Source organism: Pseudonocardia autotrophica (assembly GCF_003945385.1).
In the GTDB taxonomy this organism is placed as follows: domain Bacteria; phylum Actinomycetota; class Actinomycetes; order Mycobacteriales; family Pseudonocardiaceae; genus Pseudonocardia; species Pseudonocardia autotrophica.
The window spans coordinates 6,706,811-6,722,884 of sequence record NZ_AP018920.1 but is presented as its reverse complement, the minus strand read 5'-3'; the positions used below and the strand labels follow the sequence as shown (position 1 = coordinate 6,722,884).

The 16,074-nt window shown below is 73.6% G+C and carries 16 protein-coding genes and 2 riboswitches; of the genes, 6 read left to right on the top strand and 10 right to left on the bottom strand.

The features are described 5' to 3' along the window. Positions 1–24: 24 nt before the first annotated feature. The 6 genes from Pdca_RS31255 to Pdca_RS31230 all read right to left on the bottom strand — a co-directional run bounded on the left by Pdca_RS31255 (position 25) and on the right by Pdca_RS31230 (position 5,286). Positions 25–444: a nitrile hydratase accessory protein gene (locus Pdca_RS31255; protein WP_085910399.1), complete on the bottom strand. Its 420-nt coding sequence runs from the start codon at positions 442–444 to the stop codon at positions 25–27. After that, on the bottom strand, positions 441–1,064 hold the full coding sequence (nthA, locus tag Pdca_RS31250; protein ID WP_085910400.1) for a nitrile hydratase subunit alpha: 624 nt from the start codon (positions 1,062–1,064) through the stop codon (positions 441–443). The genes Pdca_RS31255 and nthA overlap by 4 nt, the downstream gene beginning before the upstream one ends. Positions 1,065–1,067: 3 nt before the next feature. After that, positions 1,068–1,772, bottom strand: a complete 705-nt coding sequence (nthB, locus tag Pdca_RS31245; protein WP_085910401.1) for a nitrile hydratase subunit beta — start codon at positions 1,770–1,772, stop codon at positions 1,068–1,070. Further along, positions 1,769–3,313, bottom strand: coding sequence for an amidase (locus Pdca_RS31240; protein ID WP_085910402.1), 1,545 nt, complete (start codon positions 3,311–3,313; stop codon positions 1,769–1,771). Before Pdca_RS31240 ends, nthB begins: the two co-directional genes overlap by 4 nt. A 127-nt stretch (positions 3,314–3,440) precedes the next feature. Further along, entirely contained in the window at positions 3,441–4,871 is a 1,431-nt protein-coding gene (locus tag Pdca_RS31235; protein WP_085910403.1) for a substrate-binding protein, read from the bottom strand. 46 nt (positions 4,872–4,917) lie between these two features. Beyond that, the gene (locus Pdca_RS31230) at positions 4,918–5,286 is read right to left on the bottom strand and encodes an ArsR/SmtB family transcription factor (RefSeq protein ID WP_085910404.1); all 369 of its coding nucleotides are present in this window, start codon (positions 5,284–5,286) and stop codon (positions 4,918–4,920) included. Positions 5,287–5,445: 159 nt separating this feature from the next. Further along, positions 5,446–5,559, top strand: a riboswitch (glycine riboswitch). Beyond that, positions 5,560–5,654: riboswitch (glycine riboswitch) on the top strand. It begins immediately after the preceding riboswitch. A gap of 45 nt (positions 5,655–5,699) precedes the next feature. Here Pdca_RS31230 and Pdca_RS31225 point away from each other — a divergent pair. From Pdca_RS31225 to glyA, 3 genes are read left to right on the top strand one after another with little or no spacing between them, the layout of a single operon-like run. Further along, on the top strand, positions 5,700–6,047 hold the full coding sequence (locus Pdca_RS31225; protein ID WP_125911630.1) for a glycine cleavage T C-terminal barrel domain-containing protein: 348 nt from the start codon (positions 5,700–5,702) through the stop codon (positions 6,045–6,047). Positions 6,048–6,058: 11 nt separating this feature from the next. Further along, positions 6,059–6,445 carry a glycine cleavage system protein GcvH gene (gcvH, locus tag Pdca_RS31220; protein ID WP_085910406.1) on the top strand — a complete coding sequence of 129 codons (387 nt, stop codon included), beginning with the start codon at positions 6,059–6,061 and terminating at the stop codon, positions 6,443–6,445. After that, a complete protein-coding gene (glyA, locus tag Pdca_RS31215; RefSeq protein ID WP_085910407.1) occupies positions 6,442–7,713 on the top strand; it encodes a serine hydroxymethyltransferase in 1,272 nt (423 codons plus the stop codon). The genes gcvH and glyA overlap by 4 nt, the downstream gene beginning before the upstream one ends. Positions 7,714–8,122: 409 nt before the next feature. Here the strand turns inward: glyA and Pdca_RS31210 are convergent, their stop codons facing one another. After that, positions 8,123–9,142 (bottom strand): carbon-nitrogen hydrolase family protein, encoded by a 1,020-nt coding sequence (locus tag Pdca_RS31210; protein WP_085910408.1) that lies wholly within the window; start codon positions 9,140–9,142, stop codon positions 8,123–8,125. 10 nt (positions 9,143–9,152) lie between these two features. Then, a complete protein-coding gene (locus Pdca_RS31205) occupies positions 9,153–10,139 on the bottom strand; it encodes an AraC-like ligand-binding domain-containing protein (protein ID WP_085910409.1) in 987 nt (328 codons plus the stop codon). A gap of 234 nt (positions 10,140–10,373) precedes the next feature. Between Pdca_RS31205 and Pdca_RS31200 the strand changes: the two genes are divergently transcribed. After that, positions 10,374–11,441 carry a substrate-binding domain-containing protein gene (locus Pdca_RS31200; protein WP_166665872.1) on the top strand — a complete coding sequence of 356 codons (1,068 nt, stop codon included), beginning with the start codon at positions 10,374–10,376 and terminating at the stop codon, positions 11,439–11,441. Between the two features lie 47 nt (positions 11,442–11,488). On the opposite strand, the gene Pdca_RS31195 is transcribed toward Pdca_RS31200, so the two are convergent. Next, positions 11,489–12,829, bottom strand: a complete 1,341-nt coding sequence (locus Pdca_RS31195; protein WP_085910410.1) for an MFS transporter — start codon at positions 12,827–12,829, stop codon at positions 11,489–11,491. Positions 12,830–13,091: 262 nt separating this feature from the next. Between Pdca_RS31195 and Pdca_RS31190 the strand changes: the two genes are divergently transcribed. Further along, entirely contained in the window at positions 13,092–14,330 is a 1,239-nt protein-coding gene (locus tag Pdca_RS31190; protein WP_085910411.1) for a M20 family metallo-hydrolase, read from the top strand. 18 nt (positions 14,331–14,348) lie between these two features. Beyond that, positions 14,349–15,464, top strand: coding sequence for a helix-turn-helix domain-containing protein (locus tag Pdca_RS31185; protein ID WP_085910412.1), 1,116 nt, complete (start codon positions 14,349–14,351; stop codon positions 15,462–15,464). A gap of 4 nt (positions 15,465–15,468) precedes the next feature. Here Pdca_RS31185 and Pdca_RS31180 read toward each other — a convergent pair whose 3' ends face one another. Further along, positions 15,469–16,038 carry a TetR/AcrR family transcriptional regulator gene (locus tag Pdca_RS31180; RefSeq protein WP_085910413.1) on the bottom strand — a complete coding sequence of 190 codons (570 nt, stop codon included), beginning with the start codon at positions 16,036–16,038 and terminating at the stop codon, positions 15,469–15,471. Positions 16,039–16,074: the final 36 nt, after the last annotated feature.

The window sequence follows — 16,074 nt, the reverse complement described above, 5'->3', positions numbered from 1 at the left end:
GGACCGGGCCGCCGGCGTCGTCGCTCAGGACCGGGCCGGATCGACCGTCACCGGTTCCCGGCGGGCCTCGTGATGGTTCGCGTTGCGCGGCGTGGCCAGCACCTGGCGGGTGCGATCGTCGAGTGCGGCCGAGTCGGACAGCGCGCCGCTCGCGGCGAGGGTGTGCTCCAGCGCCTCGAGCCAGTGCAGGTAGTAGCTCCACGGCTCGCCGCCGTCGCCGGCCTCCCACTGCCGGATCGAGTCGATCAGCGACAGCTGGAACTCGCTCCACTCGTAGTGGCCCTCGTGGTGGGCTGCCACCGCCATCGCGAACGCCCGCAGCTCCCACGGCTCGGAGAACGGCCGGTCCGCGCCCGGCATGTCGCAGACGAGCTTCTGCACCCGGCGCCGGGCGTCGCCCAGCTCGGTGGCGTCGCTGCGGATCCCGGTGCTCGTGCCGCTCATGCCGCGGCCCCGACCGGACGCGGCGCGCCGACCCCGATCATCGAGTCACGGGTGACCAGGGCGGCGAGCTCGTCCTCGGAGAGGTGCTCGCTGCCCGCGGGGCGCTGCGGGAGCACCCAGTAGCGCAGCTCGGAACTGGAGTCCCAGACCCGGATCTCGACCGAGTCGGGCACCGGGAAGTCGAAATCCTCGGCGAGCACGGTGCGCGGTTCCCGCACGATCCGGGCCCGGAACGGCGGCGCCTTGTACCAGTTCGGGGGCAGGCCGAGCACCGGCCACGGGTAGCAGGAACACAGCGTGCAGACGATCACGTGGTGGACGGTGTCGGTGTTCTCGACGGCCACCATCTCCTCACCCTGCAGGCCGCCGACGCCCAGCTCGCGGCAGGCGGCCGAGGCGTCGGCGAGCAGCCGCTCCTTGAAGGCCGGGTCGGTCCACGCCCTGGCGACGACCTTCGCGCCCAGCTGCGGGCCGACCTCGTTCTCGTAGACCTCGGCCAGCCGGTCGACCGCCGCGGTGGTCATGACGCCCTTCTCGATGAGCAACGCCTCCAGGGCCTTGACCCGGGCGGTGATCTCCTCCTGCGAGCGGAGTGCGGTGTCGGTGGGCTTCACGGTCATGGTTCAGACTCCCTGGGTGGCGGGGACGAGCGTGAGGTACGGCTCCCACACGTCGAAGTAGTTGGCGCCGTTCGGGTCCGCGTACTCGGCGCCCCACAGCTCGGTGGCCTCGAACCGCACGGTGTAGAGGTGCTCGGGGCAGTCGCCGAGCCCGTTGCCCGCGGTGTCGGGGTAGAGATACGTGCCGTGCGCCGCACTGATCACGCCGCGGCGCCCGCGGATGTAGCGGGCCCGGCGGGTGTGGCCGTACGGGCTCTCGGAGGAGATGACGACCTCGTCGCCGACCGAGAACTGCGCGACCTTGTCCGACTCGCGGTGGGCCGGGAACCCGTTGGTGACCGCCCAGTCGACGAACTCGACGATCTCGGTGTCGGTCTCCCGCTGGGGCAGCGGCGCGTCCGGGTTCTCCAGGTAGTACGTCGTCCGCGCCTCCAGCTCGGCCGGGTCCAGCATGCCCGCGGCCGCGGCGTAGTGCTCGACCGAATGCGCCCAGTGCTCGTAGTAGTTCGAGATCAGGTACTCACCCGGCTCCATCTTCTCGATGCCGTGCCGGAACTGGTCCACGTTGAACAGCCCGGCCCGGGCGCTCTGCGCGAACATCGAGAAGGCGCGCTTCTCCCAGTCCGCACGGAACACCGGCTCGGACATGTGGTCGTTGTCGACCTTGCCCAATCCGTCGGTGCCGCCGAGGTCGAAGACTCCGTTCACTGCTGTTCTCCTACGGTCGTGAGCGCCGGCGGGGCGGGAAAGCCGCCGACGGCCTGCTCGAAGGTGTGTGCGACGCGCAGCACGGTCGCGTCGTCGAAGCGCTTGCCGACGATCATCAGACCGGCCGGTAGCCGGTCCACCAGGCCGGCCGGCACGCTCGCCGCCGGATGCCCGGTGACGTCGAACGGGGCGCAGTTGCCGATCATCCCGAGCGCGGTGGGCAGGTAGCTGTCCAGGCCGGCGTCGAGCCCGATCAGCTCCGGGGCGGTGTAGGGCAGGGTCGGCATGACCAGCACGTCGTAGCTGCTCAGCGCGGCGTCGTAGGCCGCGCGCAGGTCGAGGGCCAGGTTGCGGGCCATCGCGTAGTACGAGCCGCCGCCGTGCCCGAAGGTGTAGCCGCCGGACAGGCCGACCAGCTTGACCGTCTTGGACAGCTCCGCGCCGCGTTCGATCCGCTGCCGCGCGTAGTGCGCGATCAGCTCGGGATCGTAGAGACCGGGGTAGTTCATCCCGTAGGCGTTGCCGGTGACCATCTGGTACGCGGCACCCTCGGTGGCGATGACGTTCCAGACCGCCATGCCGTCGAGGTGCCAGGGGATCGACACCTCCTCGGCGGTCAGTCCTGCCTCGCGCAGGGCGCCGATCGCCTCCCGCACGGTCCGGTCGACACCCGGGTCGCTCTCCGGGCGGCCGAAGCCCTCGGTGACGATCCCGATCCGCAGCCCGGCCGCCGACTCGCCGAGTGCGGCGAGGTAGTCGACCGGCTCCAGCGAGGTGGGCTGGCGGGCGTCGAGCCCGTCGACGCCGGCGAGCACGCCGAGCATCAGGGCCGCGTCGGAGACGGTCCGGGTGATCGGTCCGAGATGGTCGATCGTCGCCTCGATCGGGAACGCCCCGGTGTAGGGCACCAGACCGTGCGTCGGCTTGTGTCCGACCGTGCCGGAGAACGCGCTGGGGATGCGGATGGAGCCGCCCTGGTCGCCGCCGACGGCCAGATCGACCGCGCCGCTGCCGACCAGCGCGGCGCTGCCGCTGGACGAGCCGCCTGCCGCCCGCGAGGGGTCCCAGGGGTTGCGCACCGGCCACGGCCGGGAGGTGAAACTGGCGCCGGAGAAGCACAGGTCCTCGCAGACCGCCTTGCCGGTGATCGTCGCCCCGGCGGCGAGCAGCCGGGTCGCGACGGTGGCGTCGCGGAGCGGGACGAAGCCCTCGACGGTCGCCGAGCCGTTGGTCATCGGGACCCCGGCGAGCGAGATGTTGTCCTTGAGGGCGACGGTCCGCCCGGCGAGCGGGCCGTCCGCGGCGCCGGGCACCGACGTCGTCACGTACCAGCCACCGAGTGGGTTGTCGGCCGGTTCGGCCCAGGCGCGCTCCGGCGCCTCGGGCGCGGAGGCCCGGTAGAGCTCCTCGACCCGGTCGGTCGCGCTGAGCGTCGCGGTCACGGCGGGCCCGAACTCGGCGAGCTCGGCCTCGGACAGCCCGAACGCGTGCTGGGAGTTGATCGCCGCGAGTTGCGCGGGATCGGGGGGTGGAATCGCCATCGAGCGGTACTCCTCACATCCGGGGGGATGCGAGAAAGCTAAGGAGCCCGCACTGTCATGTCAATGTTTGTCGACGCGTTGACAGGAGATCTGATGTGGACGACAAGCGCCCGTCATCTGTCCGAGATCAGGACCGGCCCTCGACATCGGACATCGACCCGAAGGTGGACCCGCGGGCCGCGGCCAGGTAGAGCGGCTGCTCCATGTGATGGCTGCCCTCCAGCGCGATGGTGCCGCGCGGCACCTCGTAGCGGCCCCGCCGGATCTCGTCGGCCACCGGCGTCGGCTCGGTGGACCGGACGTGCCGCGCCGCGGCCGCCCACACGTGGATCGCCTCGAACATCGACTCGGACAGGCTGGACAGCGGCGGCGCCCAGCGGCCGAACCGCTCGCGGTAGCGCTCCAGCAGCGTCCCGTTGCGTTCGGTCTGCAGGTGCTGGAAGTAGCCGGACACCCCGTGGATGCCTTCGGACGCCTCGAACCCGATCCGTTCCAGGGTGGCCTCGTCCATCGCCGGGCCGAGGCTGACGGTGTGGTCGCGCAGGCCCATCGCATGGCACTGTCGCTCGAACGCGGCCGCGTCGGCGCCGACGAAGGTGTCCAGCACGATGTCGGCCCCGGCGGCGGCGATCCGCTCGATCAGCGGGCCGAAGTCGCGGGCGCCGAGCGGGGCGTAACCCTCGCCGACCAGCACGGCGCCGCTGTCCGGGAGCACCTCGCGGGCGACCCGGTTCACCGCCCGCGGCCAGACGTAGTCGTTGCCCGCCAGGAACCAGCGCCGCCCGCCGGCCGACTGCATCAGCGGCCGGGCCGCCAGCGTGATCTGGGTGTGCGGCCGCTCCCCGAGCCGGATCCGCAGCCGCGACTCGCCACCGCCCTCGTTCATGTTGGTGTGCACGACCAGCACGTCCCGGCCGGTCAGCGCCGCGGACACCGCCTGGTAGGTCGCCGACGTCGTCATCAGGAAGATCGTCCGGCAGCCCGCACGGGCGAGTCGCAGCGCCTCCAGGGCGCCGGTGCCGGGATCGGTCGCGTCGTCGGCGTGCAGCAGCTCGACCGGGTGCCCGTCGATCCCGCCGTCGGCATTGACCTCGTCGACCGCGAGGGCGGCGACGTTGGCCACGGCCGAGGCGAACAGGCTCCCCGAGCCGGACCGGCTGGTGAGGGCGCCGATCCGGGGGCCGGTGGCGGCGCTGTCGCGCACCGGGTGCCCGCGCCGGCGCATCAGCCACTCCATTCCCTGGGCGTCGATCCCGGCGTCGAGCCGGATCCGGGTGCCGCCCGGGGCCGCGGCGAAGCGCAGCCGGATGCGACCCCGCCACGGCTGGTCGTGGGTGATCGTGATCATGTGCGGCCTGCGGAGGCCGCTGATCCGGCCGAGGACGTCGACCGGAGGGCCCTCGCCGATGGGTGCCTGCAGGGTCACCGGCTGGCCCAGCGCGACCCGGTCGCAGTGCGCACCGAACAGCCAGCCGCCGCCGTCGCGGCCGAACCGATCGAAGACGACACCGGGTGCGACGGCGGCGAACTCCTCCACCGCGACCGCGATCGTCCCCATGTCGGCGGGCGGGGTGCCGATCAGCGGGGTCCGGTGGCGCGCCGGGTCACCCGGCTGCCTCCTGCCGTCCGGCCGCGTTCTCCGCAGCGGACCGGGCCTCGCCGAGCGAGGACTGGAAGAGGCTCCTGAGCAGCGCGATCACGTCGGCCGCGGCGCCGCCGGGCTCGATCGAGTAGTAACGGAACCGGCCGGACCGGCGCTCGCTGACCAGGCCGGCGATCCGCAGCACCCGCAGGTGGGTGGAGACCGCGGTCCGGCCGACCGAGGTGATCCGGTCCGCGAGCTCGCCGGCGCTGCACTCGTCGCTCTCGGCCAGCACCGTCAGGATTCGGCGGCGGACCGGATCGGCGAGCGCGTCGAAGGCGAGACCGGCGTCCCGGCCGCCCCCGGCGAACGCGTCAGGATCCGTTGACATGCCAAGGAGTCTAACCGGGGTGCGGCGCTGCGTGTGGGTAACCCGGCACACTCCCGCCGGCGGCAGCGGGGCGAGCAGTCGATCGCGGTGATCCGTCGGACCCTTCCCCGGGCCCCGGGAATGGGTATCGTCCTCCCGACAACTGAAGATCGGGCTGTACGAGCCCGCGCGGAAGAGACCTGTCGGACGACGCGGCACCCCTGGTGCCCGGGCAGGCACCGGAGGAGCAAGCACCCCGCCAAACTCTCAGGTACCCCCCACCGCCCGGGCCAGGCCACTCTGGAAAGCAGGCGTCGGACACGCCTCGCCGATGGTGTAAGCCGGTCGTGCGCCGGTGAATCTCTCAGGCTCGGGACAGAGGGGGATCGTGTGGGCGGCACCGTCCACGCGTCACACCCGGGGTGACCACCACGATGACCGAGCTCGATCAGCGCCGGCCCGAGCTGCCGCGTTCCGCGTTGCACGACACGCCCGCCGCACCCCGCGCGGCCGTCAGCGACCTCCGCCGGCCGGGCGATACCGGTCCGGTACGGCAGCGACCTCCCCGGGCGCCACGCGCCGCGGCGCCGGCCGGCCCTCCGGTGCTCCCCGCCGCCGGCGAGGTGACCGGCGGCGTGCTGTCCCCGACTCTGCACCACCCGGTCGCGATCGCCGTCGGCGATCGGGCAGTCTCGGAGCCCGGCACCGCGCTCGCCGTCGACGTCCGAGGCTGGTCCGAACCGGTCGACGTCGACCTGCCCATCCACACCCGTTCCGAGTGAGAGGACCCGACATGTCAGTTCCCGACGACCTGCGCTACACCGAGCAACACGAGTGGGTACGGGTCGAGGGTGGCACCGTCACCGTCGGCATCACCGCGCACGCCGCCGAGGCGCTGGGCGACGTCGTGTTCGTGCAGCTGCCCACGGCGGGCGACGCCGTCACCGCGGGCGAGGCCTGCGGTGAGATCGAGTCCACCAAGTCGGTGAGCGACCTGTTCGCCCCGCTCGACGGGACCGTCACCGCCGTCAACGACGCCCTCGACGACGCGCCCGAGACCGCGGGCGAGGACCCCTACGGCAGCGGCTGGTTGTTCCGGGTCGAGCCCGGCGACGCCGGCGTCCCCGAGCTGCTGACCGCCGCCGAGTACCGCTCGCTGACCGAGGAGAAGAGCGCGTGAGCGACACCTTCACCGCATCACTGGCCGACGTCGACCCGGAGGTCGCGAAGGCCGTCGACGCCGAGCTGAACCGGCAGCGCGACACCCTGGAAATGATCGCCTCGGAGAACTTCGCCCCGGTCGGGGTGCTGGAGGCCCAGGGCTCGGTCCTGACCAACAAGTACGCCGAGGGCTACCCGGGCCGGCGCTACTACGGCGGCTGCGAGCACGTCGACGTCGTCGAGCAGCTGGCGATCGACCGGGCCCGCGAGTTGTTCGGCGCCGAGTACGCCAACGTGCAGCCGCACTCCGGTGCGCAGGCCAACGCGGCCACGATGGCGGCGCTGCTGCAGCCAGGCGACGGGATCCTCGGCCTCGACCTGGCGCACGGCGGGCACCTCACGCACGGCATGAAGCTCAACTTCTCGGGCCGGCTCTACCGGGTCTCGGCCTATCACGTCGACGCCACGACCGGCCTGGTCGACATGGCCGAGGTCGAGCGCGTCGCCCGCGCCGAGCAGCCGAAGATGATCATCGCGGGCTGGTCGGCGTACCCGCGTGAGCTGGACTTCGCCGAGTTCCGGCGGATCGCCGACGAGGTCGGCGCGCTGCTCATGGTGGACATGGCGCACTTCGCCGGGCTGGTCGCGGCCGGGGAGCACCCGAGCCCGGTGCCGTGGGCGGACGTCGTCACCACCACCACACACAAGACGCTCGGCGGCCCGCGCGGCGGGCTGATCCTGGCCCGCGCCGAGCACGCGAAGAAGCTGTCGTCCGCGGTGTTCCCCGGCCAGCAGGGTGGCCCGCTGGAGCACGTGATCGCGGCCAAGGCGGTCGCGTTGCGGATCGCGGCCACCGAGGAGTTCGCCGAGCGCCAGCGGCGCACCGTGCAGGGCGCCCGGCTGCTCGCCGAGCGGCTGGTGGCCCAGGACTGCGCGGACGCCGGCATCCGGGTGCTCACCGGCGGCACCGACGTCCACCTGGTGCTGGTCGACCTGGTGAACTCCGAGCTGGACGGCCGGGCCGCCGAGGACCGGCTGCACGACGTCGGGATCACCGTGAACCGCAACGCGGTGCCGTTCGACCCGCGCCCGCCGATGATCACCTCCGGGCTGCGGATCGGTACCCCGGCGCTGGCCACCCGCGGGTTCGACGCCGATGACTTCCGTGAGGTCGCGGACATCGTCGCCGAGGCGCTCGCCCCGGCCTTCGACGCCGCGCGGGCGACCGTCCTGCGCGAGCGTGTCGCGGCCCTGGTCGCGCGTCGCCCGCTCTACCCGGGGCGCTGACCCGAGGGCTGCTCGGGGATCGGGGCGACCGGACGCCTGCCGGGGTGGGCCTCGGCCGGCCCGCCCGCCCCGGTTCCCCGAGCAGCTCCGCGAGTTCCTCGAGGGTCGCGGTCGGCGCCGGGGAGTCACGCTCGGCCCGGCCGAGCAGCAGCACTCGACCCTCGGCCGTGGGCGGAACGAGCGTCACGCCGCGTTCCGCGGAACGTGCCGGATGGGCCGCGTCGCGTTCCGCGGAACGCGCCGGATGAGCCGGATGAGGGCCCACCGCGTTCCGCGGAACGCGCCGGACGGGAGCCCGCTGCGTTCCGCGGAACGTGCCGGAGGGGAGCCCGCTGCGTTCCGCGGAACGTGTCGGACGGGAGCCTGCCGCGTTCCGCGGAACGCGCCGGTTGCTCCGTCCGGAGCAGCCTCAGTGCACGCTGAGCACTATCCCGGTGCCATCGGCACCGGCTTCGGCGGACTCGATCGGTTCCACCGGCCCGACCGGCCGGCTCAGCGGGGTCTGCGGTGTGCGGTCGATGCCGAAGCTGAACACGTCGGGCCGGGCGTAGTGGCCCGCGCCGTCGGCGAAGTACTTGGCGAACGGGATCACGCCCAGATCGAGATCGGCGGTCACCACCCGCTCGGTGTCCCGGTGCGGCTCGGCCAGCCACTGGCCGTTCGGGCCGACGAAGCCGGTCAGCCCGCCGCCGAGGGTGGGTGCATCCGGCCCCGGAGCGACGTCCAGCCGGTCGATGATCTCCTGGGTGACCATCCCCTGGGAGACGATCACGTAGGTCTGCGCGCAGATCGCGTGCGCCTGGGCGAGGGTGGTCGAGTAGTGGTCGAAGTCGCCGGCGTTCGGGTCGGCGTGCGTCGCGTTGATCGCCGGCCAGGCCGCCACGTGGATCTGCTCGCCGAGCGTCGCCAGCGCGTAGCGGGGCAGGTCCATGCTGTGCTCGAAGCAGATCAGGCCGCCGAGCCGGGCGAACCCGGTGTCCACGACGAACACGTCCTGGCCGTCGCCCCGGCCCCACACGGTCCGCTCGACATTGGTCGGGTGCAGCTTGCGGTGCCGGGCGACCAGCCGCCCGTCCGGGCCGAAGTAGGCCTGGGTGTTGTAGAGGGTGCCGCCCTCCCGCTCGTCCACGCCGAGCACCACCCACACCCCGGCGTCGCGTGCGGCCGCCCCGATCGCCGCCGACTCCCGGCTCGGCAGCTCGATCGAGTTCGCGAACAGCTCGGCGAACAGCGGTGCCGCGTACTTGGTGGTGTGCGACCAGATCCAGTGCGGGTAGCCGGGCAGGAAGGTCTCGGGGAACACCACGAGCCGGGCACCGGTCCGGCCGGCCTCACGGATGAACTCGCAGGTCCGCTCGACACCGGCGGCCAGGTCCAGGAACGGGGCGGCGGCGTGCACCGCCGCCACCCGGACGATCTTCTCAGCCATGGGCAGGACGCTACGAGCGATCGCCCGACCCGGCTTGACGATCCGTGCAGCCGCCACCGGGCCGGTCCCGGAAGCCGGATGGTGGCGCGCCGAACTCGGCCCGGAACAGCCTGCTGAAGTGCGCGGCTCCCGAGAACCCGCAGGCCGCCGCGACCTCGGCGATCTGCAGGTCGTGCCGGTCCGGTCCGGTGAGCAGCCCGCGCGCCCGCTCCAGCCGGGCGTGCCGGATGGTCGCCGCGACCGACCGTCCCTCCGGTGCGAACGCCAGGTACAGCGTGCGCCGGGACACCCCGAGTGCCTCGGCCAGGTACTCCGGATCCAGCGCCGTGGAGTCGATCCGCCGGTGGATCAGCTCGGTCGCGGCCGCCCGCAGACGGTCCCGGCCGGGTTCGGTGACCCGCCGGTCCGGGTCCAGCGTGACGAGCTGGTCCAGCAGCAGGTCCCGGGCGCGTTCGGTGAGCCCGGCCGCGGCCGCACCGAGCAGCGTGTCCCGGACCCCGGCCAGCGCCGGGCCGTGCAGCGCGCGGGCCGCGATCCGCTCCAGCCGGCCGTCGTCGAGTTCCAGCGCGTCCCGGGGGATCAGCGTGACGAGCAGGCCGAACGGGGCGTCGCTGCCCACCGAGTAGGGGCGCGAGGTGTCGTAGACGGCCAGCTGGCCCGGGCACAACACGACCCGGCGGCCGTTCTGGGTGACGGCCGTCCGGCCGCGTACCGGCAGCGCGACCTTCACGTGACCGGCACCCGCGCCTCCGGCGAGCGCCGGGGTACGGACGGCGAGGTGCGCGGTGGCCGACAGCTCGCACAGGGTGATCCCGGCGGTGCGCCGGGCGCCGATCGTGCCGTCCACCGATCGGGAGGGCGACCGGATCTCCAGCGGCACGAGGAAACGTGCCGTCGCGTCCGACCAGACCCGGCGACGCTCGGCCGACGGCACGCTCGCCGCGTCGAAGCGGCCCAGCCGGTGCCGGTCGGGGGCGGCGTGCTCGGTGGCGGCCATACCGGACAGCTATAGCCGTCTGCGGCCCCGGACGGGAGCCCCCGTGGGCACGATGCCCCGCCGATTCCGGCCGGCGCGGCGGATGCCGGGCGCCGCTGCACCGTCCGGCGCACCGCGCGGCGGCGGACGCCGCGACGGACGTGCGCCGCAACCGGTCCGGTTGCCGATCCGGAAATACTCGGCGGGCCGGAGTGCGTTGTGCCGGACGAAACCTGCACACCGAGGTGATGGGACATGACGGACTACCGGTGCTCCACGGAGTTCACCGTGGCCCTCGTGATCCCGTTCGCGGGTTCGGAGGCGCTCTACGGTCCGTCCTGCCTGCTCTGTGCCCAGCTGGCCGCCGAGGAGATCAACTCCGAGGGCGGGATCCTGGGCCGGGGAGTCCGGATGATCGTGGTGGACGGCGGCGCGGGCCCGGCGCGGGTCGCCGACGAGGTGGGACGGCTGGTCGACGCGGGCCGGGTGGACGCCGTCGTCGGCTGGCACACCTCGGTGGTCCGGCAGCACCTGGTCCCGCGGTTGCGCGGCCGGGTCCCGTACGTGTTCACCGCGCTCTACGAGGGCGGCGAGACGACCCCCGGGGTGTTCGCGATCGGGGAGACCCCGGAGATCCAGCTCTTCCCCGCGTTGCGCTGGATGGGCGAGGAGATCGGGGTGCGGCGCTGGTTCGTGGTCGGCAACGACTACGTGTGGCCGCGCCGCTCGACCGAGCTCGTGTGCCGGTTCCTCCGCGAGCGCGGGGCGGCGCCGCTGGACGGGGCGCAGTTCGTCGGGCTCGGGACGGTGGACTTCGGACCGGTGCTGCAGCGGATCGAGTCCGGCAGCGGCGACGGGGTGCTGATGCTGCTCGTCGGCCGGGACGCGGTGGAGTTCAACCGGCAGTTCGCCCGGCGCGGGCTGGAGGACCGGTGTGCCCGGTTCTCCCCGCTGATGGACGAGAGCATGCTCGCCCAGACCGGCGCCCGGGCGTCCCGGGACGTGTTCACCGCCGCCGGATACTTCGAGTCGTTGCCGACCGCGGAGAGCCTCGGGTTCGGGGCCCGCTACGTGCGCCGGTTCGGCCCGGAAGCGCCGGTACTGAACGCTCCCGGCGAGTCCTGCTACGACGGTGTCCGGGTACTGGCCGAGCTGGTCGGGCGGGCCGGGACCGCCGAGATCGGTCCGCTCACCGAGGTCGCCGACCGGTCCTGTCACGACGGCCCGCGCGGGACGGTGCGGGTCACCGGGGCCCGCACCGAGCAGCGCATCTACCTCGCCACCGCGGACGGCGCCGACTACGACATCCTCGCCTCGATCTGAGCTCGGCGGCCCCGCCGAGCCGGGTCGATCCGGCGGGCCGGCCGGGATCAGTCCCCGGTGGCGACCCGGTCCCGCTCGGCGAAGAACCGGGGCGCGACCGCGCCCGATGCGGTGGTGACCAGCGCGATCCCGACCAGCAGTAGCGCGGGCAGGGTGGAGGTCCCGGCGCCGACGGCGAGCAGCGCGGTGGCCACCAGCGGCACGAACCCGGACACGACGCCCGCGAGATTGGCCGACAGGGCGACGCCGCTGTAGCGCAGGTGCGGCGGGAACAGCTCGGTGAGCAGCGCCCCGGACACGGCGTAGGGGATCGAGAGCAGAGCGGTCGCCACCGTGACCCCGATGATCACCGCCGCCGCGGCGCCGGTGTCGATCAGCCAGAACGCCGGGAACGCCATCAGCGCCGACGCGATGCCGCCGGCCACCGTCACCCGCCACGCGCCGTACCGCTCGGCGAGCCGCCCGCCCAGGATCAGCACGCCGATCTCGATCGCGGCGGCGACCAGGGTGGCGCCGAGCATCAGCGATCTCGGCAGGCCGAGCTGGGAGGTCCCGTAGCTGATCACGAACGTGGTGATCAGGTAGAAGCCGCCGACCCCGAGCAGCGTGGTGCCCGCGCCGACCAGCAGCTGCGGCCAGGCCCGGCGCAGCACCTCACGGACCGGCGACGAGGACCGCTCGTCCTGGGCCAGCATCCGCTCGAACAGCGGGGACTCCTCGACCCGCCTGCGCAGCCACACCGCGATCCCGAGCAGCGGGAACGCCGCCAGGAACGGGATCCGCCAGCCCCAGGCGTCGAAGCTCTCCGGGGGCAGCTGGGCGACCGCGAGGAAGGCGCCCGAGGACAGCAGCGTCCCGACCGGGGAGCCGATCTGCGGCATCGCGGCGTAGCGGCCGCGTCGCTCCGGCGGGGCGTGCTCGACGGCCAGGGTGACCGCGCCGCCCCACTCGCCACCGACCGCGACGCCCTGCAGCAGCCGCAGCAGGGTCAGCAGCAGCGGCGCCGCGATCCCGATCGCGGCGAAGTCGGGCAGCAGGCCGATCAGCCCGGTCACGATCCCGATCATCGTGACGGTGATGATCAGACAGCGTTTCCGGCCGATCCGGTCGCCGAGATGCCCGAAGATCACCGCTCCGAGCGGGCGGGCCGCGAAGCCGACCGCGAACGAGGCGAACGCGGCGAGGGTGGAGACCAGCACGTCGTCGGTCGCGAAGTAGAGCCGGTTGAACACCAGCGCGGCCGCGGTGCCGTAGAGGAAGAAGTCGTACCACTCCAGCGCGGTACCGACGAATGCCCCGAAGGCGACCTTCCGTGCCTCGGCGTCGGTCACGGTGACCCGCCCGCCCGCGTGCCCGCTCGTCTGCCCGCCCGCCGTCTCGCCGGCCATGCCGCCTCCCGGTCCGTCCGTGTGGGTCGTGCCAGCATCGGCGTCCCGGCCGCCCGGCGGAACTCACGTTCGCCGCGATCTCCCGGCGCCGGACTGTGCGTCTGCACAACGAAACACCGCTGTGACGTTCCGGCCCGGCTGCTGTGCAGCTGCACAGCAGCGGTCGCACAACCGGCGGCGCGGCGCCGATGGCCGTCCCGTCCCGGCCGTGCTCCGATGGAGGACCGGCGAACGAGGATGACCGGCGAACGAGGAGGACCCGATGACCGCTGACGGCCCGGCCTTCCTGGCGGACTTCGCGACCCTGTCCGGCTTCGGCGCCACCGAACGCGGCGGCGTGCACCGCGAGGCCGCGTCCGATGCCGACACCGAGCAGTGGGCCTGGTTCGGGCGATGGCTGGCCGCGCGCGGCTTCACCGTCGTCCACGACCGGATCGGCAACCAGTTCGGGCTGCTGGAACGCACGCCGGGGGCGCCCTACGTACTGGTCGGATCGCACCTGGACAGCCAGCCGTTCGGCGGCCGCTGGGACGGCGCCTACGGGGTGCTGGCCGCGGCGCACGCCGCGCACCGGCTCGCCGGCGAGCGCCATCCGCTGAACCTGGCGGTGGTCAACTGGTTCAACGAGGAGGGCTCCCGCTTCACACCCAGCATGTTCGGCAGCGCGGTGTTCACCGGAGCACTCGATCTCGGCGCGGCGCTCGACACCCGGGATCCGGCGGGGATCCGGGTCGGTGACCGGCTCGCCGCGACCGGCCGGACCGGCACCGGTGCCCCCGCGCTCGCCGGCATCGCCGCCTACGCCGAGATCCACATCGAGCAGGGCCGGGTGCTCGAGGACACCGGGAGCACGATCGGCCTGGTCGAGGCGACCTGGGCGGCGCGGAAGTACGACCTGCGGGTGATCGGGGAGCAGTCGCACACCGGATCGACGGTGATGGCCGACCGGCGGGACGCGCTGCTCGGTGCCGCCCGGCTTGTCGTGCTGGCCCGCGAGCTCTCCGACGAGCTGTCCACCGCGGACGCGCCGCTGCACACCTCGGTGTCCCGGATGAAGGTCGAGCCGAACAGCCCGGTCACCGTCGCCCGCGAGGCCACTCTGAACCTGGACCTGCGCTCCCCGGACGAGCCGCTGCTGGCCCGGGCCGATGCGCTGCTGCACGAGCGGGTCGCCGGGATCGAGCGGTCGGCGCGGGTCGAGATCGTGATCGCCGGGTCGCACGGCTGGGGGGTGCAGCCGTTCCCGGCGGCCGGCGTGGAGCTGGCCGGGGAGGTCGCCGACGGGCTCGGCCTGAGTCACCGGCGGATCCCGACCGTCGCCGGGCACGACTCGGTCAATCTCAACGGGCACGTCCCGACCGTCATGCTGTTCGTCCCCAGCGTCGCCGGGATCAGCCACAACGAGCGCGAACACACCACCGACGCCGACGCCTGCGCCGGGCTGGACGTGCTGACCGGGGTGCTGCGCCGGCTCGCCGCAGGGGAGATCAGCGGCCGCTGAGCTGGCAGGGTGACGCGGATGGACACCGAGGACGCCTGGGCCCGGACGGTGGCCCGGCTGCGGCGCCGGATACCGGAGCTGGCCACCGCGTTCCTCGCCCGGCTCGACCGGGACGGCCACTACGACGACCAGCCGGTCACCCCGGCCGACCTGCGCGGCACCGCCGAGGAGTCGCTGGCGCTGCTGGTCGACCAGCTCGCCCGGGCCGACGGCCGGATCGAGCTCGGGGATCTCCCCGACCGGCTCGGCAGGCACCGGGCCCGCCAAGGCGTCGACCTCGACGACCTGGTCCGCGCGGTCCGGCTGGACTTCCCGGTCCTCTGGTCGGCGCTGCTCGACCAGGACGCCGACGCCGCCGTACTGGTCCGGCACGCCGACCAGGTGTGGGCGGTCGTCGACGCCTACGCCCGCGAGGTGCACTTCGCGTTCCTCGACGAGCAGGCGCTGCTGGCCGAGCAGCAGCGTGACGAGCAGCGCCAGCTGCTCGACCTGCTGTTCCGCGCCGGGATTCCGGTCGAGCACCGGGTCGCCCGGCTGGCGGTGGCGCTCGGGATCGGCGAGCACGCCACGTTCACGGTCTGCGCCGCCCTCGCCGATCACGCCGCGACGCTGCGCGGGCGGGCCGCCCGCACGGCCGGGGTGCACCTGCGCGACGTCGAGTTCGGGGTGGTGGCGTTCTGGCCGGCCGACCTGCCGGGCGCGGCCCCGCCGGAGCAGCGGCTCACCGCCGGCATCGGATGTGTCGTCCTCGGCGATGTCGCCGGGCTCGGTGCGGTGCCGGGGGCGGCGGCCGCCGCGATCCGGATGGCGCACCTGCTCCCGCCGGCGGCGACCATCCCGCACGGGCCACGCGAGGTGTGGCCGCTGGTCGCCCGGCACGCGCTGGACGACCACGGGGGACTGGCCGGCGCGCTGCTCGGCGGGCTCGACGCGGCCCGGCCGGAGGAGGCCGAGCTGCTGCGCGAGACCGCGGTGGCCTACCTGGACTCGGGCAGCATCTCGACGGTCGCCGCGCAGCTGTACTGCCACCGCAACACGGTGCTCAACCGGCTGCGCCGGTTCGCCGTGCTGACCGGACTCGACCTGACCCGGCCGCGGGACGCCGCGCTGGCCGTCGTGCTGCTCGCCGGGTGAGCGATCAGGGGCCGGTCGCGCCGACCAGGCGCAACGCGAACTCCACCTGTGCCCAGGCCACCTCGTTCTCGCTCGGCCCGGCGTCCTCCCGGAACCAGACGGCGACGCCCATCCCCAGGTCGAGGATCGCGTACGACGCCAGCTGCGGATCGGCGACCCGGAACGCGCCGAGCTCGGCCCCTTCGGCGATCAGCGAGCGGAACCGCTGCTCGTAGGTGTCGCGCAGGCCGAGGATCACCGAGCGGTGCGGTTCGAGCAGGCTGCGCAGCTCGCGGTTCCCGACGAACGCCTCCCGCCGGTGCCGGGCGTGGAACCGGACGTGCGCGTCGACCGCCCGCCGCAGCCGTTCCACCGGATCGGCCACCCCGGACACCGCGGTGTCGTGGTCGTGCAGCAGTGCGGTCATCGTCGCGTGCATCAGCGAGGCGAGCAGGTCCTGTTTCGAGCTGACGTGCTTGTAGAGGCTGGGCCCGCGCATGCCGACCGCGGCACCGATGTCGCCCATCGTCGCCGCCTCGTAGCCGCGCCGGACGAACTCCTCCAGCGCGGCCGCCCGGATCTCCGCGTCCCGCACGGCTAGCAGTCTATCCCGAGCTCTGTGACAAGTCCG